The following is a 22,560-nucleotide window of genomic DNA, read 5'->3' as shown; positions in this document are numbered from 1 at the left end:
AACGGCCCGGGGGGCGGTTCCGCTTTCCTCGGTCAGTCCTCCGGGACCAGCCAGAGCACGCCCTGTGGGGGCAGTTGCAGTACGGCCGACGCGGGCAGGCCGTGCCACGGGTGCCCTTCCTCCGCCTCGACGACGCCCATGTTGCCCCAGCCGGAGCCGCCGTAGATCTCGGCGTCCGTGTTCACTACCTCGCGCCAGCGGCCCGCGCGGGGAAGGCCGACGCGGTAGTTCTGGTGTGGGCCGCCGGAGAAGTTGGCCACGCAGGCCACCACTGCCTCCGGAGCGGCCGGGTCGAGGCGGAGGAAGCTCGCGACGTTGTTCGCCGAGTCGTTCGCGTCGATCCAGCGGAAGCCTTCCGGACGGTTGTCCGCCACGAAAAGGGCCGAGTGCTCGCGGTACACGCGGTTCAGGTCGGCCACCAGCTCGCGGAGGCCTCCGTGGAGTGGCTCGTCGAGCAGGTGCCAGTCCAGGGAACGGCTTTCCGACCACTCCTGCGCCTGGCCGAACTCGCCGCCCATGAACAACAACTGCTTACCGGGATGCGCCCACATGAACGCCAGCAGCGAGCGGAGGCCGGCCGCCTTCTTCCAGTCGTCGCCCGGCATGCGTGTCCACAGTGAACCCTTGCCGTGCACGACCTCGTCGTGGGACAGCGGAAGCACGAAGTTCTCGCTCCACGCGTACATCAGCGAGAACGTCAGCTCGTTGTGGTGATAGGACCGGTGCACCGGGTCGTGGCCGACGAAGCTCAGCGTGTCGTGCATCCAGCCCATGTTCCACTTGAAACCGAAGCCGAGTCCGCCAAGGTGCGTCGGACGTGTGACGCCGGGCCACGCGGTGGACTCCTCGGCGATCATGAGGGTGCCCGGGTGGTGCTTGTAGACAGTCGCGTTCAGCTCCTGCAGGAACCGGACCGCGTCGAGGTTCTCCCGGCCACCGTGGACGTTCGGCAGCCACTCGCCTTCCTTGCGCGAGTAGTCGAGGTACAGCATCGAGGCGACCGCGTCGACGCGCAGACCGTCGATGTGGAACTCGTCCAACCAGTACAGCGCGTTGGCCACCAGGAAGTTACGCACCTCGGTGCGGCCGAAGTCGAACACGTACGTGCCCCAGTCGGGCTGCTCGCCCCGGCGCGGGTCGGCGTGCTCGTACAGCGCGGTGCCATCGAACCGGGCCAGCGCCCACTCGTCGCGCGGGAAGTGCGCCGGCACCCAGTCCATGATCACGCCGATGCCCCGGTCGTGGAGCTCGTTCACGAACACGCGGAACTCGTCCGGCGAGCCGAACCGGGCGGTCGGCGCGAAGTACGACGTGACCTGGTAGCCCCACGAGCCGCCGAACGGGTGCTCGGCCACTGGCAGCAGTTCGACATGGGTGAAGCCGCACTGCTCGACGTAGTCGCCCAGCTCGCTGGCCAGCTCGCGGTAGCCGAGGCCGGGGCGCCACGAGCCGAGGTGCACCTCGTAGACGCTCATGGGCGCGGACACCCACTGCGTCGCGTCGCGGCGGTCGACCCACTCGTCGTCGGTCCACACGTGACTGGACACCGCCACGCGGGACGCGGTCGCCGGTGGCACCTCGGTGGCGAACGCGAGCGGGTCGGCCTTCTCGTGCCAGTCGCCGTTCGGGCCGAGGATGCGGAACTTGTAGCAGGTGCCGGCGGGGAGTCCGGGGATGAACAGCTCCCAGACGCCGGACGAGCCCAACGAGCGCATCGGGTTCGCGCGGCCGTCCCAGCCGTCGAAGTCGCCGCTGACTCGCACGCCGCGGGCGTTCGGCGCCCAGACGGCGAACGACGTCCCCTCCACGACCCCGTCCGGGGTCTCGTAGGACCGCACGTGCGCGCCGAGCACGTCCCACAGCCGCTCGTGCCGGCCCTCGCCGAACAGGTGCAGGTCCAGCTCGCCCAGTGTTGGTAACCAGCGGTACGGGTCGTCGACGAGCACCGGGTCGCCGCCGTAGTCGACCTCCAGCCTGTACGCGCCGGGATGGTCGGCCAGCACACCGGCGAACACGCCGTCGGCCACTTCGTCCAGTTCGGTCCGCGAGTCACCGGCGATTACCGCGACGGCTTTCGCGCCCGGCCGATAGGCGCGGGCGACGGTCGTGCCGACGTGATCGGCATGCACCCCGAGGACCGAGTGCGGGTCGTGATGCGCGCCGGCCAGCAACCGGTGCAGATCGTCAGCGGAGGGCTTGCCCGGGTTCGCGTTCATCATCGCTCATTCTGCCGCCGTGATCGCTGGCCCGCTCAACAGAGTCCCTATTACGTCATCCCTGGGCGATGTAGGACTCCAGCTGTTCGCGGTCGGACTCCAGCTGTTCGATTCGGCTCTTCACCACGTCACCGATGCTGACGAGCCCCACGAGCCGCCCGCCGTCGACGACCGGCATGTGCCGGACGCGTCGCTGGGTCATGACCTCGGCGAGGCTGTCCACGGCGTCGGTCGGCCCGCACGTGACGACGTCGGTGGTCATGATCTCCTCGACCGGCCTGGTGAGCAGCTCCGCGCCACGCTCGTTGAGCTGGCGCACCACGTCGCGCTCTGACACGATCCCGACCAGCGCGCCGCTCGAGTCAACGACCACGAGCGCGCCAACGTTGTAACGGGCCAGGTCCTCCAGCAGCCCGGTGACCGACACTTTCGGCGGCACGGTGGCCACCTCGGAACCCTTGGTACGCAACAAATCCGCGACCCGCATGGTGACACCCCGATCGTCGGCGTGCGGCCCTCGCCGGTGAAGGCCCTTTGATCCAGGCTAACGAGCGCAGGAGGCGCCCGCTAGACAAGCACAGCGCCGAAGCGAGATCGCCGAGCTCCAGCGAGGCCATGTCACAGCCCGCGAACGCCGAGCGGCAGCGAGGCCATGTGACTGAGCGGGCCGCCGGTGTCTGGACTGACGAGCACGGAGATCTCCTGCGCGACGGAGGAGCCCAGGGGGTCTGCGCGCGCAGGAGGGAAGACGCCGGGTTAAGGCCCGCTCAGCGCCGAGCGGAGCGAGGCCATGTCACAGCTCAGCCGCGACGCTGGATCGCTGCCAGCGGGATCGCGAGCCAGTCCGGGCGGTTGTTGTGTTCGTAGCGGACCTCGTACACCGCCTTGTCCAGTTCCAGTGCGCGCAGCAGTACCGACTGCTGGCGCGGGTCCTCGCCCACCTCCGCGTAGCCGGCGCAGAACGCGTCCCTGTTGCGGTCCGCCCATTCCGTGGCCCGTGCCGCGAGTTGACGGTCGTCGTCGATGGGGAGCAGGTGGAACGCGGCGTAGTCGAACGATCTGAGCATGCCGGCCACGTCCCGCAGCGGCGAGCGGGGCACCACGCGCTGCTCAGGGGTCGCGCCCGGCTCGCCCTCGAAGTCGATCAGGATCCAGCCCGCCGTGGTCCGCAGGACCTGGCCGAGGTGCAGGTCGCCGTGGATCTGGTGGATCGGCGCCGGGGTGGTGAGGCCGCGGACGTCGTCGAACGCCGCGCGCAGCGTCGCCTCCTCCGGCGCGAGTGCCGGCACCTCCTTGAGCACGACGTCGAGCCGGGCGTGCATGGCGTCGACCTCCGCGCCCAGGTCCGCCGCGCTCACCATCCGCCGGCCCGTCGCCTTCGCCAGCGCGGCGTGGACCTCCGCGACGGCCGTGCCAAGGCGGCCCGCCTCGCCGGCGAAGTCGCCGCCCACCTCGTCGGCGTGCAGGTCGCCTTCCGCCAGCAGGTCACGCACGCTGGCGGTCGCCATCGCCCAGCCCTCCACCGCGTCCGGCAGGAACTGCTGGAGGAACGCGAGCACCACAGGTGCGGGGCCGCGCTCGTCGGTCAGCACGCCCAGCGGCGCCGCGATGTGCGGGCTGCCGGCGAGCGCCCGGTGCAGGTCGACGTCGCGGTTGGGGCCTTCGGCCGGCTGCCGGTACAGCTTCAGGATGCTCGACCCGAACACGAGCGAGGTGTTGCTCTGCTCCACCCCGACCGGCCGGGGCCGGATCCCGGGCGCGATCGGCCGGTCCGCCTCGAACCGCAGTCCGCCGACGGACTCCCCGGACAACAGCCGGTCCATCAGCGCCGCCATCAGGTCCGGGTCGTGCGGCGCGTCGTACACGACCGCGCCGCCGAACTCGCCGATCGCCGCGTGCGCCAGGTGGTCGGGCAGATGTCCGCGGATCCCGAACAGCAGCTGGTAGGGATCGCCGCCGTCGACCGACACCATGGCGTGCACGAGCGCGGGGTCGCCCTCCAACAATACGGACGACCGTACAGTTGACACCGAGGTCGCCGCCTGGCCCTTGGTGCGGAAGAACCGCTGCCCGACGAGCCATCGCACCAACGTGCCCCCGAGCTCCTCGGCCAGTTTGGTTGGTCGGATCACCGTCACGGGGTCTCGCCTTCGTCCAACTCGGAAGTGATCTGGAACCAGTAGAAACCGTGGCCCGGCAAGGTGAGCAGGTACGGCAGCTCACCGATCGGCGGGAACCGCACCCCGCCGGTCAGCTCCACCGGCACCCGCCCGACGAGCTCGGACAGGTTCAGCTCCACCGGCTGCGGGAAGCGGGACAGGTTGTTCACGCAGATGACCAGGTCGTCCGGCTGCCCGTCCGAGGCCGGCAGATGGCGCAGGTAGGCCAGCACACTGGGGTTCGACGAGCCCAGCTCGTTGAACTCGCCGAGCCCGAACGCCGGGTGCTCACGACGCACCTGCAGCATCCGGCGCGTCCAGTGCAGCAGCGACGAGGAGTTGTTGAGCTGCGCCTCCACGTTCACCGCCTGGTAGCCGTACACCGGGTCGGCGATCACCGGCAGGTACAGCCGGCCAGGGTCGCAGCGGGAGAAGCCTGCGTTGCGGTCCGGGGACCACTGCATGGGGGTGCGGACGGCGTCGCGGTCGCCGAGCCAGATGTTGTCGCCCATGCCGATCTCGTCGCCGTAGTACAGGACGGGGGAGCCGGGCAGCGACAGCAGGAGCGCGGTGAACAGCTCCATCTGGTTGTCGTCGTTGTCGAGCAGCGGCGCGAGGCGGCGGCGGATGCCGATGTTCGCCTTCATCCTCGGGTCTTTCGCGTACTCGGCGTACATGTAGTCGCGTTCCTCGTCGGTCACCATCTCGAGCGTCAGCTCGTCATGGTTGCGCAGGAAGATGCCCCACTGCGCGCCGGCGGGGATCGCGGGTGTCTGCGCGAGGATCTCGGAGATGGGGAACCGGGACTCACGTCGCACGGCCATGAAGATCCGTGGCATCAACGGGAAGTGGAACGCCATGTGGCACTCGTCGCCGCCGCTGGCCGCGTCGCCGAAGTACTGGACCACGTCCGCGGGCCACTGGTTGGCCTCCGCGAGAAGTACCCGGCCGGGGTACTCGTCGTCGACGACCTTGCGGCAACGCTTCAGGAACTCGTGCGTGCGGGGCAGGTTCTCGCAGTTCGTGCCCTCCTCCTCGAAGAGGTAGGGGACCGCGTCGAGCCGGAAGCCGTCGATGCCGAGGTCGAGCCAGAACCGCAGGACGTCGATCATCGCGTCCTGGACCTCGGGGTTCTCGTAGTTGAGGTCCGGCTGGTGGGAGAAGAACCGGTGCCAGTAGAACTGGCCGCGGACCGGGTCGTAGGTCCAGTTGGACGTCTCGGTGTCCACGAAGATGATTCTGGCGTCCGGGTACCGGTCGTCGGTGTCCGACCAGACGTAGTAGTCGCCGTAGGGCCCGTCCGGGTGCGTCCGCGACTCCTGGAACCACGGGTGCGCGTCGGAGGTGTGGTTGAGCACCAGATCGGTGATCACCCGCAGACCGCGCCGGTGCGCCTGGTCCAGCAGGTAGACGAAGTCCTCGACGGTGCCGAACTCAGGTAACACCGCGCGGAAGTCGGAGATGTCGTAGCCGCCGTCGCGCAGTGGCGACGCGTAGAACGGGGGCAGCCAGAGGCAGTCGACGCCGAGCCACTGCAGGTAGTCGAGCTTGTCGGCCAGCCCGCGCAGGTCGCCGGTGCCGTCGTTGGTGAAGTCGTTGAAGGCGCGGACGAGCACCTCGTAGAAGACCGCGGTCTTGTACCAGTCCTGCTGTTTGGGAGCTGATCTCGCATGGCGGAAGTCGTCGGCGTTCGGCTCGACCAGGTGGCCGTCGGCGGTGAGGGACTCTCCCGTGTGTGGCACCCCGTCGAGCCCCAGCGCGGCATCCGGACGTGGGTCCGTTGCTGCTTCCGGCATATCGATCATTCCCGCACCTTTGTTCAGCTCGCTCCCGAACAGCCTTTGTCGGGGAGTGGTGATCATGGTGCCAGGTCGATCACCACTGCCCCACTCCATGGTCACTGCTCTGACCGCATCACGCACGGCGCGGGCGCCGTCGAATTCCCCGACGGCGCCCGTTTCGTCATTTCATGTCAGGTCATGCGCGGTATGCGGCCCACTGGCTCTTCATGCGGGTCGTCTGCCCGGGCGTGAACTGGTTGTAGCAACTGTCGTAGCTGTAGTCCATGTAGTTGTGGATCGGGTCCACACCGGTCGCCGGACAGGTGTTCTTGCCCTCCGGGCAGCCCTCGGTCGAGGTCCGCTGTGCCGGTGTGTCGGCGACCCGGTCGTTCGTGGAGCTGCAGCCGCCCTGGAAGGTGTGGTACAGCCCGAGCCAGTGACCCGTCTCGTGCGACGCGGTCTTGCCGAGGTTGAAGTTGGTGATCGAGCCGCCCGGCATGGAGCCGTACTGCATCACCACGCCGTCGAGCTCGGGGTCCTGTGCGTACGAGGACGGGAAGGTCGCGTAGCCGAGGTAGCTGGTGTTGGTGGACCAGATGTTCAGCACGCCGGCGTCACCCTCGTGGGTGGCCGACTTCATCGCGGCCTCGCCGGAGGCGCTGTCCGGGTCGTTGAACCAGCTGTTGTTCTGCCAGCGGCGGACCGTCTGGAGGGTGAACTGGAACTCGGTGTTCGAGGCCTGGGACGACTCTCCGCCGGCGAAGTCCTGGTTCATCTCGGCGATCTGCTGGTTGATCTGGGTGTTCGTCACGTTGCCCGTGCCGTTGGTGGCGTAGACGACGTGGAACACGACCGGGATCGTGGTGACGGCCTGAATACCGAGGTCCGGCCCGGCCGACGCCTTCCTGGCCGCGAGCCGTGCCTGGAAGTCCTTCTCCGCGGCCGCGGCCTGTTTCGCCGTCATCTCGTTGCGCTCGCCCGCGTGCTCCTCGCCGGGACGTACGCGTGCGGCCGAGCCCTCATCGGTCTCGCACAGGACGCCGGAGACGTCGGACTGGGTGGGTGCCGCGGTGACGGTGCCGGCCGGCACGACGGTGAACACGGCTGCGGCCGTGGCCAACGACGCCAGCAGGCTGACGCTTCTTTGCAGGGACATGCACGTACCTCTCACGCAGGGAACGCGACTCATGCGAGTCGCGCTGTGCGACGGACCGTACGTGGTGTGTGCCCGCAGAGAAAGCCCTTGTCAGCCCCCATGTGCAGGGTGACAATTACCGTTTTCGGATGTGTGCGGTCAGCGTGCGACCGACAGGATGTGAGCCACCGCCTGCTGCGGTTCCAGCCGGACGTAGTTGGCCTGGCCCCACTCCCACGTCGCGCCGGTGACCTCGTCGTGGACGATCAGGCGGTCCTGCCATTCGTGGCCGAGGGCCGGCAGGTCCAGCCACACCGTGCCCTCCTGCGGGTGGTCCGGGTCCAGCGTGACCACGACGATGACCGTGTCGCCCGTGGCGGGATCCTGCTTCGAGTACGCCAGCAGCGCGTCGTTGTCCACGTTGTGGAAGTGCAGCGTGCGCAGCTGCTGCAGGGCGGGGTGCGTGGCGCGGATGGTGTTCAGCCGGGTGATCCACGGCTCCAGCGAGCGGCCCTCCGCGAGCGCCTGCTCGAAGTCACGCGGCCGCAGCTCGTACTTCTCCGAGTTGAGGTACTCCTCGGAGCCCTCCCGGACCGGCTCGTGCTCGTACAGCTCGTAGCCCGAGTACACGCCCCAGCTCGGCGAGTACGTCGCTGCCAGCACCGCACGCAGCGCGAACATCGCCGGGCCGCCGACCTGCAGCGAGGCGTGCAGGATGTCCGGGGTGTTCACGAACAGGTTCGGCCGCGCCTCGTCGGCCCGCGCGACGATCTCCTCGCCGAACTCGATCAGCTCCTGCTTGTAGGTCCGCCACGTGAAGTACGTGTACGACTGGGTGAAGCCCAGCCTGGCGAGCCCGTACAGCCGCGCGCGCCTGGTGAAGGCCTCCGACAGGAACAGCACGTCCGGTTCGAGCGCCTTCACCTGGTGGATCAGCCAGTGCCAGAAGTTCGGCGGCTTGGTGTGCGGGTTGTCGACCCGGAAGATTCGGACCCCGTGGTTCACCCAGTGCATGACGACCCGCAGCACCTCGGCGTAGATGCCCTCGGGGTCGTTGTCGAAGTTCAGCGGGAAGATGTCCTGGTACTTCTTCGGCGGGTTCTCCGCGTAGGCGATCGACCCGTCCGGCCGCGTGGTGAACCACTCCGGGTGCGAGGTGACCCACGGGTGGTCCGGCGCGCACTGCAGCGCCAGGTCCAGCGCGACCTCCATGCCCAGCTCGTTGGACCGCGCCACGAACCGGTCGAAGTCCTCGATGGTGCCGAGCTCGGGGTGGATCGCGTCGTGGCCGCCCTCTTCCGAGCCGATGGCCCACGTCGAGCCGACGTCCTCCGGAACGGAGATGACGCTGTTGTTCGGGCCCTTGCGATTCATCCGCCCGATCGGGTGAATTGGCGGCAGGTAGACGACGTCGAAGCCCATCCGCGCGACGCGGTCCAGCTCCTTGATCGCGGTGTCGAACGTGCCGTGCACCGGCTTGCCCGACTCGTCGAGCCCGCCGGTCGACCGGGGGAACAGCTCGTACCAGGAGCCGTACAGCGCCTTGGAGCGGTCCACCCAGATCTGGAACTTGCGGCCACGGGTCACCAGGTCACGTAAGGGGTAGTCCCACATGTACCGCTGGATCGGCTCGTCCAGTGCCTCGGCGATACGGCCGGGGAGCGGGCGCTTGGTGTCCCGCAGCGCGGCCGCGGCGGACACGAGCATGGCCTTCTCGCCGTTGTGCGGGAACCGCCGGGCGGCGCGGTCGAGCAGCAGCGCGCCGTTCTCCAGGTCGTTGGCCAGTTCCTCGGCCGTCTGGGCGGCGCCCACCTTCGCCTCGACCGCGTGTTTCCACGTCGCCCACGGGTCGCTCCAGGCGTCCACGCGGTACGTCCACATGCCCGTCGAGTCGGGACGGAGGTCGGCGATCCACGTGTCGGCGTAGGGGTCGTCGACCTTCATGCGGGTCTGCCGCTCGCTCTTGTCGTTCGGCCCTCGCCACACCACGGTCGCGCCGACCGCGTCGTGACCTTCTCTCCAGACCGTGGCCCGGACGGGGATGTGCTCGCCAACCACCGCCTTCGACGGATAGCGACCACAGCTGATCACCGGGGAAACGTCGTCGATGCCTAGGCGGCCACTCATGCCGGCGAAGCCCTCCCGCACGCGCTTAAAGTTGATGACCAAAGTGTGCCCCGTCTGCTCCCGGACCACACCCCCGCCCCGCACGTGAAGTCAAGTCGGTGGTGCCCAGTAGGGTCGATCGACGTGAAAGCTGTACGTCGCTTTACCGTGCGCGCCGGGCTGCCAGAGCCCCTGGCCGAGCTGGAGACGCTCGCGACCAACCTGCGGTGGACCTGGCATCCACGCACGCAGGACCTGTTCGCCGCCATCGACGCCGGCATCTGGGATCGCCTCGGCGACCCGCTGCGTCTCCTCGCCGAAGCGCCCGCCAGCAGACTCAACGAGCTGGCCGGCGACGACGGGTTCCGCGCCAGGCTGGCGGAGCTGTCCGAGGACCTGCGCCGCTACCTGACGGAGCCGCGCTGGTACCAGGAGCGCAAGACGCACCTCGATGGCGGTCGGATGGCCGACTCGATCGCGTACTTCTCGATGGAGTTCGGGGTCACCGAGGCACTGCCGAACTACTCCGGCGGCCTCGGCGTGCTCGCCGGCGACCACCTGAAGGCGGCGTCCGATCTCGGCGTGCCGATCATCGCGGTCGGCCTGCTGTATCGATCCGGCTACTTCCGGCAGTCGCTGTCACTCGATGGGTGGCAGATCGAGCACTATCCGGTGCTCGACCCGAACGCGCTGCCGCTGTCGCCGCTGGTCGAGCCGTCCGGCTCGCCGATCCTCGTGCACGTCGCGATGCCCGGCGGGCGGGTGCTGCGGGCCCGGATCTGGAAGGCCCAGGTCGGCCGGGTGCCGCTGCTGCTGCTCGACTCCGATGTGGACGGCAACGACGACGACCTGCGCGGTGTCACGGACCGGCTGTACGGCGGTGACCAGAACCACCGCATCCGGCAGGAGATCCTGGCCGGCATCGGCGGTGTGCGTGCCGTGCGGACGTACTGCGAGCTCACCGGCCATCCACAGCCCGAGATTTTTCACACGAACGAGGGACACGCCGGCTTCCTCGGCCTGGAGCGGCTGCGTGAGCTGATGTCCGCGCACCAGCTGACGTTCGACGAGGCGCTGTCCGCGGTTCGCGCCGGCACCGTGTTCACCACGCACACCCCGGTCCCGGCGGGCATCGACCGCTTCCCCGTGGACCTGGTGCAGCACTACTTCGGCGACGGCACGCTGCTGCCGGACGTGGCGCTGAACCGGATCCTCGCGCTTGGCGCCGAGGACAACCCCGGCATGTTCAACATGGCGCACATGGGCCTGCGGCTCGCGCAGCGCGCCAACGGCGTGTCCCAGCTGCACGGCGAGGTCAGCCGCGACATGTTCGGCGGGTTGTGGCCGGGCTTCGACACGCGGGAGGTGCCGATCACGTCGGTCACCAACGGCGTGCACGGGCCGACGTGGACCGCGCGCGAGATGGCGTCGGTCGGCACCGAGCTGGACGACCACGGCCTGTGGGAGCTGCGCTGCGAGCTGCGCAAGCGTCTGGTGACCGAGGTGCGGCGGCGGGTGCGAGAGGCGTGGCTGCAGCGTGGCGCGTCGCCGCTGGAGCTGGCGTGGACCGACACAGTGTTCGACCCGGATGTCCTGACCGTCGGTTTCGCCCGCCGTGTGCCGACCTACAAGCGGCTGACGCTGATGCTGCGTGACCACGCCCGGCTGCGTGCGCTGCTGCTCGACCCGGACCGTCCCGTCCAGATGGTGGTGGCCGGCAAGTCGCACCCGGCCGACGACGGCGGCAAGGCACTGATCCAGCAGGTGGTGCGGTTCGCCGACGAGCACGACGTGCGGCATCGCATCGTGTTCCTACCCGACTACGACATGTCGATGGCGCGGTACCTGTACTGGGGCTGTGACGTCTGGCTGAACAACCCGACCAGGCCACTGGAGGCGTGCGGCACGTCCGGCATGAAGGCGGCGCTGAACGGCGGCCTGAACCTGTCCATCCGGGACGGTTGGTGGGACGAGTTCTACGACGGCTCCAACGGCTGGGCCATCCCGACGGCCGATGGCGTGTCCGACCCGCTACGCCGCGACGACCTGGAGGCGGCGGCGCTGTACGAGCTGCTCGGCTCGCAGGTGGCGCCGCTGTTCTACGACCGCTCTGATGGGGCGCCCCGCCAGTGGCTCGCGATGGTGCGGCACACGCTGTCCACGCTCGGGCCACGGGTCCAGGCGTCCCGGATGGTGCAGGAGTACGTGGAGACGCAGTACACGCCGGCGGCGACGGCGGTGGAACTGGCGGACGCGGAGGGCTTCCGCGTGGCACGGGCACTGGCCTCCTACCGCGAGCGGTTGTCGGGTGCGTGGCCACACATCCGGGTGACATCGTGCGAGCTGGCACTGAACGGGTCGGAGACCCCGGTCCTGGGCGAACGGGTCGCGGTCCGCGCCTCGGTCGAACTGGCCGGACTGTCCACCTCGGACGTACAGGTCCAGGCCGTGATCGGCCGAGTCGCCGACAGCGACGAACTGTACGACGTGGTCACCGTGCCAATGACCCCATCGGCTGACGGCCAGTACACGGCCGAGGTGTCCCTCCCGCACGCGGGCTCACTGGGCGTAACGGCACGGGTCCTCCCGAACCACGAACTACTGGCAACCCCGGTGGAACTAGGCCGAGTAGTCCTGGCCTAAAACTCGCGAGTCCAACGCCCACGACCCGCGTGTCCAACATTCGGGACCGCTGAGTTCGACGAATCCGCTGACCGAGCGGTAAGCAGGTTTGTCGAACTCGCGTGTCTCGAGTGTTGGACACGCGGGTCTGGTGTGTTGGACACGCGAGTTAGCTGGCTACTTCCAGGCGGGTGCGGGTGTTCGCTACTCGGGGGCGCCACTTCGCCAGCTTCTCTGCCTCGTGGAGTACTTCGCGGGCGGTGCGGTTGTCGCCGGCGGCCATGTGTGCGCGGGCCAGTGTGGCGAGGTCGTCGGCGCGTGAGAGGAGGTCGTCGCAGGTGCCGGCGGCCTGGCGGGCCAGGGTGATGGCCTCCTTCAGGTTGCCGCGCAGGAGTTCGACCATGGCGCGGGTGCCGTTGAGCTGGTAGCTCGGGTAGCCGAGGGTCGTCGCGTTCTCGATGGCCTGGCTCGCCGTGGACAGGCCCACCTCGGCGTCCACCTGGCCGGCCTCGACGGTGGCGCACGCGAGCCCCGCCAGTGCCGCGAACGCCGTCGCCGACTCCCGTGCCGGGGCGTCCGTGGTCAGCTTGACCGCGAGGATCATCGCCTCCGCGTACCGGCCCTGAGCCTCCAGCACGGAGATCCGGGCAGCGAGTGCCGTCCGCAGGTCCGGATAGGTTTCCCGCAGGTGAGCGGCCATGCGCTCGGCCGTGACGAGATCGCCGGCCTGTGCCGCCTCGATGGCTCTGCCGATCGCCGGCGCGGCGTCCATCTGCCGGGCGACGTCGGCGCCGGCCCAGGGCAGGCGGAACAGCAGCCAGCCCGTGGACATGGTGGTCGCGGTCCGCTTCGGCACGAGCGACAACACGAGCGAGGCCACAGCGGCGATCGCGAAACCCCTGGTGAACGGCCCGCTGGCCAGCACGACCGCGAACACGGCCAACGTCACCTCGAACGCACACGCGCAGAGCGCCGACACCCAGATCCGCACCCGCACGGGCGTCCGCGTGGCCCGCACCGAGACCGACACCATGATCGGCACGGCCCGTAACGCCACGACCCGCTGCGGCGTCGACCAGTCAGCCACCCTCGGCCCGATACCGACCACGACCCGCCGCACGGTGACACCGGACACCAGCACGCTCGCCAGCAGCCCGACCTGACTCGCCACGACAGCCGCCAACGTACCGGCTCCCGCGCCGAGCAACCCGACCACGACCCCCGCCACCGACCGCTCGGCCACCACGACGGCGGCGACGGTCACCATGGTCACGAGGCAACCGGGCTTCAGCAGAACGCGAACAACCCGCACAACCACCAGACGCTACGCGCCCGCCCCCCGAATCCCACCGCCCAGCGGACAGCCAAAAGGGCAGGCTCTCCACTCCGGGAACGTCCGCCCGTCATGGTGGACATGCCCGGTCAGGTGATGGCTTGGGTGCCGCCTGGGTTTGTTGGGAGGCCTGCTTCCTTGTAGGCGCGGAAGCCGCCAGCCAGGTCCGTGGCGTTCGGGAGGCCTACGTCCTGTAGGTCTCGGGCCGCCAGGCTTGACGAGTAGCCCTCGTTGCAGAAGACGACCACTGTCGTGTCCTGTGTGAAGCCCTTGATGCGGTGGGTGCCGTTCGGGTCCAGGCGCCACTCGAGGACTATTCGCTCGATCGGGACGGCGTCCGGGATCTCGCCATCGGCCACACGGTTGTGCAACGGGCGGATGTCCACCAGCAGGTGGTCCTCCGGTAGGGACGCCAGCTCCGCGGGGGACACCCGGGTGAGGCGCGCGCGTGCCCGTGCCAGCACGTCATCAATGCCACTCACGACCGCTCCTCGCAGGCTCCGACCGGCCGCTCGCGGTCGCCCTGTGTCTGATGGTTCGCTCCGCAAGCTCCGCTCACGGCTCCACCGGCTCCTTCATCAGTTCCTCCAGCGAGCGCCGGGGCGGCAGCGGAGGGATGACCGCCGGGATGTCCCACAGTGAGTCGTACTCGCGTGTCGGGACAAGTGGCGGGGAGTAGGCGTGCACGGTCGCCGTCTTCTCGCGGCTTGTGTTCCACACCTGGTGGGCTCGGCCGGCGCCGAAGCCGATCGACGAGCCGAGTTTGTGTGTGCGTTGCTGGATGTCGCCGCCCGGGTACCGGTAGGTCTCCGACAGCGTGCCCAGTACCACCGAGAACGCGCCGGACGCGCCGCCGTGGTCGTGTGGTGCCGTGTGCTGGCCTGGCAGCCACGACAGCAGCCACACCTCCACCTCCTCGGTCAGCGCGAGCCTCGCCCACCATCGCTGCGGGCTGGCGAACCGGACCTGGTCGAGCAGCGCGGAGCCGTGCGTCGTGCCGATGTCGGAGACCAGGTCACGCAGCTCGGCGGGCGTCCAGAGCGGGCCTCGGGACCGGACGAGCGTGTCGATGGACAGGGGTGCGATTGCCGTGGACATGAGTGCTCCATGGAAGAGGTCGCGATGAGGTGTCGAGCGAGGTCACGCGGCGGTACAGCCGCACGAGGCGACCAGCAACAGGTCCACCGTGCGGTCACGCCAGCTCAACAGCGACCGGAACACACCCAGGATCGTGGCACGGGCGACACGGCCCCGGCCACCCGTCTCAAGCTGTGGTACGCGGCGTCCGGAACACCAGCAGTGTTCTTGCCGGCACTGTTACCGTCTTTCCGGCTTCGAGCGGTTCGGTGTCGGCGGGCACGCCACGCGGCGTCCCGGTGTCCAGGACCGGTACGAACTCGTCGCCGAAGGTGGCGCCGGGCAGCGCCATCTCGATCGGCTCGTCACCGGCGTGCAGCAGCACCAGCCAGTTGTCGTCCGGGATCAGCTCGCCGGAGCGGTCGCGGGACAGGCTCGTCGACCCGTCGAGCCACATGCCGAGCGTGCGGCGGCCGTCGTCGAACCAGTCGTCGTCGACCATCGGCTCGCCGGCGGGGGAGAACCACACGAGGTCCGGTGTGCCGGAGCGCGTGGGGCGGCCGTCGAAGAACGCCGGCTGCCGCAACGCCGGCGAGTCGGCACGCAACGCGATCACCTTGCGGGCGAAGGCAAGTAGGTCCTCGGCCCGCGGTGACGGGGTCCACGACAGCCACGAGACCTCGTTGTCCAGGCAGTACGGGTTGTTGTTGCCGCCCTGGGTACGCCACCGCTCGTCGCCCGCGGTGAGCATCGGCGTGCCGGTCGACAGCAGGAGCGTCGCCAGCAGGTTGCGGGCCTGCCGGTCACGCAGCGCCAGCACGGTCGGGTCGGACGTCTCACCCTCGACGCCGCAGTTCCACGACCGGTTGAAGTCCGCGCCGTCGCGGCCGTCCTCGCCGTTCTCCTCGTTGTGCTTCTCGTTGTAGGACACCAGGTCCCGCAGCGTGAACCCGTCGTGCGCGGTGATGAAGTTGATCGACGCCCACGGCCGGCGCGTGTTGGCGGCGTACAGGTCCTCCGACCCGGACAGCCGGTAGGCGAGGTCCCGCACGTTCGTGGCGCCGCGCCAGAAGTCCCTTACCCCGTCACGGAACCGGTCGTTCCATTCTGTCCACTGTGGAGCGAAGCCGCCGACCCGGTAGCCGTCCGCGGTGGCGTCCCACGGCTCCGCGATCAACTTGCAGCGCGCCAGCGACGGGTCGACCATGATGGCCGTCATCAGCGCGGAGTCCTGGTCGAACCAGCCGCCCCTCGGCCGGCCCAGCGCGCTCGCGAGGTCGAACCGGAACCCGTCGACGCCGAGCTCGTTCGCGAAGTACCGCAACGAGTCCGTGACGAGTCGCACCACGCTGCGGGAGCCGGGGTTCAGCGTGTTGCCGCACCCGGTCAGGTCCACAGTGGCCCCATGGCGGTCGTGCAGGTAGTACGCGGGCGCGTCGAACCCGCGCAGCGACAGCGTCGGCCCGTCCACCCCGCCCTCGCACGTGTGGTTGAACACCACGTCGAGGATCACCTCGATGCCGGCGCGGTGCAGTGCCGCCACCATGGTGCGGAACTCGGCCACCTCCTGCCCCGGCTCGCTCGCGTACGCCTCGTGGGGTGCGTGGAAGCCGAGCGTCGAGTAGCCCCAGTAGTTGGGCTTGCCGCGCCTGCGCAGCGACGGCTCGTCGGCGAACGTGTGCACCGGCAGCAGCTCGACCGCGGTCACGCCGAGCCGCACCAGGTAGTCGATGACCGCCGGGTGGGCCAACCCGAGGTACGTGCCGCGCTGGTGCGGCGGCACCTCCGGGTGGAGCTTGGTGAACCCGCGCACGTGCAGCTCGTAGATCACCGTCTCCTCGAACGGTGTCTCGGGTTTGGTGCCGGTGTCGACGCCGCCGAGTGAGGTGACGACCGACAGCGGCACGTGGCCGAGCGAGTCGACCATGGACGGCTTACCGGCCATCGGGTCACCGTGGTAGCCGAGTGTTGTCTTGATGTCACCGACCGTGCCGGTGATGCGCCGGGCGTACGGGTCGACCAGCAGCTTCGCCGGGTTGCACCACAGCCCCCTGGACGGGTCGTAGGGGCCCTGCACGCGGTAGCCATAGCGTTGACCAGGAGTGACGGCGGGGACCTGACCGTGCCAGATGCCGAACGTGTGCTCGGTGAGCTCGAGGCGCCGCTCGCTGCCGTCCTCGCTGATCAGGCACAGCTCGACCGCGTCAGCGACCGAGGAGGCGACCGCGAACCGGACCCCACCCGCTTCGGGATGCGCCCCCAACGGGAACGGGTGTCCTGGCAGCACGTGGTCGTCGAGCATTCCTCCATCTTGCCCTGGGGGCACGCCCCTGATCAGAGCCGACAGGTGTGATTCTCGCGGGAGCCGGCCTCCTGTTGAATAGGGCACCGTGACGGGAGTAGCTCTTGACGACCTTGTCGTGCACATGTCCGGCGTCGGTGTCCGGCGCGGGAAGAACACCCTGCTCTCGGAGGTGAACTGGAGCGTCGAGCTCGACGAACGCTGGGTCATCCTCGGTGCCAACGGGGCCGGTAAGACGACCCTGCTCAGGCTCGCGGCCGCCGAGCTGCATCCCACGACCGGCGAGGTGCACGTCCTCGGCGAGAAGCTGGGCCGGGTCGACGTGTTCGAGCTGCGGCCACGGATCGGCTTCTGCTCCGCCGCGGTGATCACCCGCGTGCCGCCGCAGGAGAAGGTCATCGACGTCGTGGTGAGCGCCGGCTACGCCGTGCTCGGCCGCTGGCGCGAGGACTACGACCAGCTGGACACCGGCCGAGCGCAGGAGCTGTGCAAGAGCTTCGGCATCGGGCATCTCACCGAGCGTGAGTTCGGCACCCTGTCCGAGGGTGAGCGCAAGCGGACGATCATCGCGCGGGCGCTGATGACCGACCCGGAGATGCTGCTGCTCGACGAGCCAGCCGCCGGGCTGGACCTGGGCGGCCGGGAGGACCTGGTCGCCCGGCTGTCCGAGCTGGCCTACGACCCGGACGCGCCCGCGACGATCCTGGTCACGCACCACGTCGAGGAGATCCCGCCGGGCTTCACGCACCTGATGCTGGTCGCCGACGGCGCCGTCGTCGCGCAGGGCCTCATCGAGGACGTGCTGACCAGCGAGAACCTGTCGGCCACGTTCGGTCAGGACCTGGAGCTGGACCAGCTCGGCGACCGCTACTTCGCACGCCGCCGCAACTCCGACTAGGTTGTGGCTACTGAACAGTAGGGAGGCTCCCGAGTGGGTGAGTTCGTCAGGCTCGAGGTCGACAGTGGCGTCGGCACCATCCGGTTGGACCGGCCGCCGCTGAACGCGCTCAACCGGCAGGTGCAGGAGGAGATCCGCGCCGCCGCCCAGGAGGCGAGCCGGCGTGACGACGTCCGCGCGGTGATCGTCTACGGCGGCGAGAAGCACTTCGCGGCCGGCGCGGACATCAAGGAGATGGCCGACATGTCCTACACGGACATGTCCGCGCGGGCGCGCGAGCTGTCGTCGTCGTTCACGGCGGTAGCCGACATCCCGAAGCCGACCGTCGCGGCCGTCACCGGCTACGCGCTCGGCGGCGGGCTGGAGCTGGCCCTGTGCTGTGATCGGCGGATCGCGGGCGACAACGCGAAGGTCGGCCAGCCGGAGATCCTGCTCGGCATCATCCCTGGCGCGGGCGGCACCCAGCGGCTGCCGCGGCTCGTCGGTCCCAGCAAGGCGAAGGACATCGTCTACACCGGACGGTTCGTCGACGCGAACGAGGCGCTCCACATCGGACTCGTCGACGAGGTCGTGCCGGCGGACGGGGTGTACGAGGCGGCGCAGAAGTGGGCGGCGCAGTTCAGCGGGGCCGCCGCGGTCGCGCTCGCCGCGGCCAAGACCGCCATCGACGGCGGTCTGGACGGCGACCTGAACAGCGGGCTGCGGCTGGAGAGCAACGTGTTCGCGGCGCTGTTCGCCACCGAGGACCAGAAGACGGGCATGCGGTCGTTCATCGAGAACGGGCCGGGAAAGGCGACCTTCAGTGGCAAGTAACGACCCGGCACCGAACCCGCACGCCACAGAGGCCGAAGTGGAGGCCGCGCGTTCCGACCCGAAGCTCGCGAACGTGCTGTACCACGACTGGGAGGCCGACACCTACGACGAGAAGTGGTCGATCTCCTACGACGAGCGCTGCATCGACTACGCCACCGGCCGTTTCCGTGCCGTTGCCGGTGACGAGGACTGGCCTTTCGAACACGCCATGGAGTTGGGCAGTGGCACCGGCTTCTTCCTGCTGAACCTCATGCAGGGCGGCGTGATCAAGAAGGGTTCGGTCACCGACCTGTCACCCGGCATGGTGCAGGTCGCGCTGCGCAACGCGGAGAACCTGGGCCTGGACGTGGACGGCCGGGTGGCCGACGCCGAGCGGATCCCGTACGACGACGACAGTTTCGACCTCGTCATCGGGCACGCCGTGCTGCACCACATCCCGGACGTGCCGGCCGCGTTCCGCGAGGTGCTGCGGGTGCTCAAGCCGGGTGGGCGGTTCGTGTTCGCCGGTGAGCCGACCAAGATCGGCGACACGTACGCGCGCAAGCTCGGTCAACTGACGTGGTGGCTGACGACCAACGTCACGAAGCTGCCGGCGCTGTCCGCGTGGCGGCGGCCGCAGTCCGAACTGGACGAGTCGTCGCGGGCCGCCGCGCTGGAGGCCATCGTCGACCTCCACACGTTCGACCCCACCGACCTGGAGCGCGTCGCCCGCGAGGCCGGTGCCGCGAACGTCCACGCACACACCGAGGAACTGGCGGCGGCGTTGTTCGGCTGGCCGGTGCGGACGTTCGAGGCCGCGGTGCCGCAGGAGAAGCTGACGCTCGGCTGGCGCCTGTTCGCGTACAAGGCGTGGCTGCGGCTGTCGTGGCTGGACGAGAACGTGCTCCAGAAGGTCGCGCCGCGTGACCTCTTCTACAACGTGCTGATCACCGGGACCAAGCCCTGACCTACCAGTTCACCCCGGCCGACGTGCGGTTCCTCCGCTCGTCGGCCGGGGCTGACGCCGTGGCGACGGTCGACGAACTGCCGCTGACGTCCGCGAGCTATCTGTCCGATGTGGCCGCCGCGCGCCGCCTGGTCGGTGAGCGAGCCGGCCCGGTGCTGGAAACCGTGCTGCTGCGCCGCCGCGCGGTGTCCAAAGTGGATCAACCGGACCGCTGGCTGTTCACGGACACCGCGCTGCAGCAGGCGACCCCGATGCCAGTGGCGCGACATCGCGCCCACCGCTTCGCGGGCCGCGACGTGCACGACGTGACGTGCTCGGTAGGGGTGGACCTGGCCGCGCTGGCGGCGGTGGCGAACCGTTGCGTCGGCTCGGACCTCGACGAGGTCAGGCTGGCGATGGCCGTGCACAACACGGGTGTGCCGGTCGTGCGGGCCGACGCGCTACGCCCGGTCACCAGGGCCACGGCGATCTTCGTGGACCCCGCACGCCGGGACGCCGCGGGCCGCCGCCGCTGGCACGGAGAAGACTTCGTGCCCCCGCTCGACGCGCTGGCTTCCGCTTATCGAAACCGAGACCTGGCGGTGAAGTGCGCGCCGGGCATGGACTTCGCGGAACTGCCGTGGCAGGGCGAGGTGGAGCTGGTGTCGCTGGACGGACAGGTGCGGGAGGCGTGCCTGTGGACGGGTGCCTTCGCCGGACCGGCCCGCCGCGCCACCGTGCTGAGGTCGAATGGTCCATCGTGGACGGTCACATCGGACGATCCCGACGACTGTCCGGTCCGCGAGGTGGGTGAGTGGCTCGTGGACCCGGATGGCGCGGTGGTGCGGGCGGGTCTGGTCCGCCAGTACGCGGCCAAGCTCGGCTTCGGCCAGCTGGACGAGCGCATCGCGTACCTGACGGGTGACCGCAGGCCGGAAGGCGTGCGTGCGTTCCGGGTGCTGGAAGGCGGCCACTACTCGGAGAAGTCGCTGCGGCAGACGCTTCGCCGTCGTGGCGTCGGCCGGTTGGAGATCCTGGTGCGTGGCCTGGACGTCGACCCGAACACGTTGCGCCCCAGGCTGAAACTGTCAGGCCCCGAGTCCGCGACCGTCGTGCTGACGAGAGTGGGAAGAACCCCGACGGCCTACCTCTGCACCTCGACATAGCGGCAGGCCACGCTTTTCAGCTGGCTGTCAGTTGCGAGTCTCCAAGGTCTTCTTCAGTGCGGCGGTGGCCTTGCGGGACATGTCCGCGATGGCGGCCCGGCGCTCGGCCTCGGCGTCGTAGGTCGCCTTGCGGTCTCGGACCACCTTGGCCGGGATGCCCGCCGCCACGGCGTAGTCCGGGATGTCGCCCTTCACGACCGCGTGTGCGCCGACCACGGCGCCTCGGCCGATCCTGCTGCCCTTGGTCACCGTGACCTTCGTGCACATCCACGTGTCCGGTCCGATGCGGACCGGGGCCTTCACGATGCCCTGGTCCTTGATCGGCATGTTGATGTCGGACGTGACGTGGTCGAAGTCGCAGATGTACACCCAGTCGGCGACGAGCGCGGCCTCGCCCAGCTCGATGTCCAGATAGCAGTTGATCACGTTCTGCCGGCCGAACACGGCCTTGTCCCCGATGCGCAGCGAGCCCTCGTGGCACCGGATCGCGTTGCCGTCGCCGATGTGGACCCAGCGGCCGATCTCCATGCGGCCGTAGCCGGGGCGACAGTGGACGTCCAGGTCCTTGCCGAGGAACACCATGCCGCGCAGCACGATGTGCGGGTTGGCGAGCCGGAACTTGAGCAGACGCCAGTACCGCACCAGGTACCAGGGCGACCACGCCCGGTTGCGGATCACCCAGCGCAACGAGTCGAGGGTCAGGAAGCGTGCCTGGTTCGGATCGCGGCGGGACCTGCGCCAGTCCCGGACCCGGTCCGCCACCGGCGAACCCCACATCGATGTCATGGCAGTTGACGGTATCCGACAGCGCGTTCCTCGCCCACAGGGTGGCCGCGGTAGTCGTCACCGTGTGGTTCGACAGGCGGTTCTTCACGATACGGTCTGACAAGTGACACGGCTGATCATCGACACGGACCCCGGTATCGACGACGCGTTCGCCATCGCGCTGGCATGCGCGAGCCCCGAGGTGGAGCTGATCGGGGTGACGACGGTGTTCGGCAACGTCGGGCTCGCCCACACCACGCGGAACGCGTTGCGGTTGCTCGCGCTGTACGGGCGGGAGGACGTGCCGGTTGCGGCGGGCGCCGACCGGCCGCTCGTGCACCCGCACGCGCACCGGTCACGGCACGTACACGGCGAGGACGGGCTGTCCGGCCTGTCCGGCTCGCTGCCGGAACGCAGGACGGGCGTGGCCGGCACCGACGCGGTGTCGCTGATGGTGCGACTGCTGGACGAGTCACCGGAGCCGGTGACGATCGCGCCCATCGGCCCGCTCACGAACATCGCGCTGCTGCTCGCCGCACACCCGTCCGTGCAGAGCAAGATCGAGCGGCTGGTGATCATGGGTGGCGGCCTGTCCGGCGGCAACATGACCGCGGCCGCCGAGTTCAACATCTGGAGCGACCCTGAGGCCGCGCGGCGGGTGCTGGTGGAGGAGTCGGTGCCGACGACGCTGGTGCCGATGGACATGACCATGCAGTGCTCGGTCGACGGCGCATGGCTGGACCAGCTGGCGGCGAGCGGCCCGCGTGCCGCCGCGCTCGTGGGGCTGACCGCCACGTACCGGACGCACTACCGCAGCGCCCTCGGCCGCGACGGGCTCGTGATCCACGACGCGGTCGCGGTCGCCGAGGCCATCAGGCCGGGCCTGCTGCACACGACCGCGATGCCCGTCGAGGTGGACTGTGGCCAGGGCCCGGCCCGCGGCATGACGATCGGCGACCGCCGCGCGGTGGAGGTCCGCATGCAGGACACACCCCGAGAGATCGACGTGGCCCTCACAGCGGACCTGGACGAGGTGCGCCAGTTCCTACAAACCCGCCTGAGCACCTGACCCCGCGAGTCCAACCGCACAGACCCGCGTGTCCAACATTCTGGACCGGTGAGTTCGACAATCGGAGCGCGCTCTCATTGTCGAACTCGCGTGTCGTGAACGTTGGACTCGCGGGTCTGGAGCGTTGGACACGCGGTTGTCTACAGGCGGGTCCGCGGCGGCGCGGATTTTGTCGGTGCTGTGCCGTAGCGTG

17 protein-coding genes are annotated in these 22,560 nt (G+C 69.3%); 6 read left to right on the top strand and 11 right to left on the bottom strand.

What is annotated here, in order from left to right; translation table 11 throughout:
• Nucleotides 1-32 precede the first annotated feature (32 nt).
• The 6 genes from glgB to VF106_RS15500 form a co-directional block, all read right to left on the bottom strand.
• The gene (gene glgB, locus VF106_RS15525) at nt 33-2,216 is read right to left on the bottom strand and encodes a 1,4-alpha-glucan branching protein GlgB (protein WP_330840401.1); all 2,184 of its coding nucleotides are present in this window, start codon (nt 2,214-2,216) and stop codon (nt 33-35) included.
• 55 nt (nt 2,217-2,271) lie between these two features.
• Nucleotides 2,272-2,703 (bottom strand): CBS domain-containing protein, encoded by a 432-nt coding sequence (locus tag VF106_RS15520; protein WP_330840400.1) that lies wholly within the window; start codon nt 2,701-2,703, stop codon nt 2,272-2,274.
• A 313-nt stretch (nt 2,704-3,016) separates the two neighbouring features.
• The gene (locus VF106_RS15515) at nt 3,017-4,354 is read right to left on the bottom strand and encodes a maltokinase N-terminal cap-like domain-containing protein (RefSeq protein ID WP_330840399.1); all 1,338 of its coding nucleotides are present in this window, start codon (nt 4,352-4,354) and stop codon (nt 3,017-3,019) included.
• Nucleotides 4,351-6,171: a maltose alpha-D-glucosyltransferase gene (treS, locus tag VF106_RS15510; protein ID WP_330840465.1), complete on the bottom strand. Its 1,821-nt coding sequence runs from the start codon at nt 6,169-6,171 to the stop codon at nt 4,351-4,353. Before treS ends, VF106_RS15515 begins: the two co-directional genes overlap by 4 nt.
• Nucleotides 6,172-6,352: 181 nt before the next feature.
• The gene (locus VF106_RS15505) at nt 6,353-7,312 is read right to left on the bottom strand and encodes a zinc metalloprotease (RefSeq protein ID WP_330840398.1); all 960 of its coding nucleotides are present in this window, start codon (nt 7,310-7,312) and stop codon (nt 6,353-6,355) included.
• Between the two features lie 138 nt (nt 7,313-7,450).
• Nucleotides 7,451-9,418, bottom strand: coding sequence for an alpha-1,4-glucan--maltose-1-phosphate maltosyltransferase (locus VF106_RS15500; protein ID WP_330840397.1), 1,968 nt, complete (start codon nt 9,416-9,418; stop codon nt 7,451-7,453).
• 123 nt (nt 9,419-9,541) lie between these two features.
• Between VF106_RS15500 and glgP the strand changes: the two genes are divergently transcribed.
• Complete coding sequence (glgP, locus tag VF106_RS15495; protein ID WP_330840396.1) at nt 9,542-12,040, top strand: alpha-glucan family phosphorylase; 2,499 nt, start codon at nt 9,542-9,544, stop codon at nt 12,038-12,040.
• Nucleotides 12,041-12,188: 148 nt separating this feature from the next.
• On the opposite strand, the gene VF106_RS15490 is transcribed toward glgP, so the two are convergent.
• The 4 genes from VF106_RS15490 to glgX all read right to left on the bottom strand — a co-directional run bounded on the left by VF106_RS15490 (nt 12,189) and on the right by glgX (nt 16,731).
• Nucleotides 12,189-13,292, bottom strand: a complete 1,104-nt coding sequence (locus VF106_RS15490) for a tetratricopeptide repeat protein (RefSeq protein ID WP_330840395.1) — start codon at nt 13,290-13,292, stop codon at nt 12,189-12,191.
• Nucleotides 13,293-13,441: 149 nt separating this feature from the next.
• Nucleotides 13,442-13,834, bottom strand: coding sequence for a rhodanese-like domain-containing protein (locus VF106_RS15485; RefSeq protein ID WP_330840394.1), 393 nt, complete (start codon nt 13,832-13,834; stop codon nt 13,442-13,444).
• Between the two features lie 73 nt (nt 13,835-13,907).
• Nucleotides 13,908-14,450: a cysteine dioxygenase gene (locus tag VF106_RS15480; RefSeq protein WP_330840393.1), complete on the bottom strand. Its 543-nt coding sequence runs from the start codon at nt 14,448-14,450 to the stop codon at nt 13,908-13,910.
• Between the two features lie 166 nt (nt 14,451-14,616).
• Nucleotides 14,617-16,731 (bottom strand): glycogen debranching protein GlgX, encoded by a 2,115-nt coding sequence (gene glgX / locus VF106_RS15475; RefSeq protein WP_330840392.1) that lies wholly within the window; start codon nt 16,729-16,731, stop codon nt 14,617-14,619.
• Nucleotides 16,732-16,855: 124 nt separating this feature from the next.
• On the opposite strand from glgX, the gene VF106_RS15470 reads away from it, so the two are divergent.
• The 4 genes from VF106_RS15470 to VF106_RS15455 are packed head-to-tail and all read left to right on the top strand — an operon-like array spanning nt 16,856 to nt 20,533.
• Nucleotides 16,856-17,629: an ABC transporter ATP-binding protein gene (locus VF106_RS15470; RefSeq protein ID WP_330840464.1), complete on the top strand. Its 774-nt coding sequence runs from the start codon at nt 16,856-16,858 to the stop codon at nt 17,627-17,629.
• A 33-nt stretch (nt 17,630-17,662) separates the two neighbouring features.
• Nucleotides 17,663-18,442, top strand: a complete 780-nt coding sequence (locus VF106_RS15465; protein ID WP_330840391.1) for an enoyl-CoA hydratase/isomerase family protein — start codon at nt 17,663-17,665, stop codon at nt 18,440-18,442.
• Nucleotides 18,432-19,388, top strand: coding sequence for a class I SAM-dependent methyltransferase (locus VF106_RS15460; RefSeq protein ID WP_330840390.1), 957 nt, complete (start codon nt 18,432-18,434; stop codon nt 19,386-19,388). Before VF106_RS15465 ends, VF106_RS15460 begins: the two co-directional genes overlap by 11 nt.
• A complete protein-coding gene (locus VF106_RS15455) occupies nt 19,385-20,533 on the top strand; it encodes a THUMP-like domain-containing protein (protein ID WP_330840463.1) in 1,149 nt (382 codons plus the stop codon). The genes VF106_RS15460 and VF106_RS15455 overlap by 4 nt, the downstream gene beginning before the upstream one ends.
• A 27-nt stretch (nt 20,534-20,560) precedes the next feature.
• Here VF106_RS15455 and VF106_RS15450 read toward each other — a convergent pair whose 3' ends face one another.
• Nucleotides 20,561-21,319: an acyltransferase gene (locus tag VF106_RS15450; RefSeq protein ID WP_330840389.1), complete on the bottom strand. Its 759-nt coding sequence runs from the start codon at nt 21,317-21,319 to the stop codon at nt 20,561-20,563.
• A 103-nt stretch (nt 21,320-21,422) separates the two neighbouring features.
• On the opposite strand from VF106_RS15450, the gene VF106_RS15445 reads away from it, so the two are divergent.
• Nucleotides 21,423-22,367, top strand: coding sequence for a nucleoside hydrolase (locus VF106_RS15445; protein ID WP_330840388.1), 945 nt, complete (start codon nt 21,423-21,425; stop codon nt 22,365-22,367).
• Nucleotides 22,368-22,560 lie beyond the last annotated feature (193 nt).

Origin of the sequence: Actinophytocola sp., from assembly GCF_036378875.1 — a bacterium.
Taxonomy (GTDB): domain Bacteria; phylum Actinomycetota; class Actinomycetes; order Mycobacteriales; family Pseudonocardiaceae; genus Actinophytocola.
This window is presented reverse-complemented; position numbering and strand designations above follow the sequence as displayed.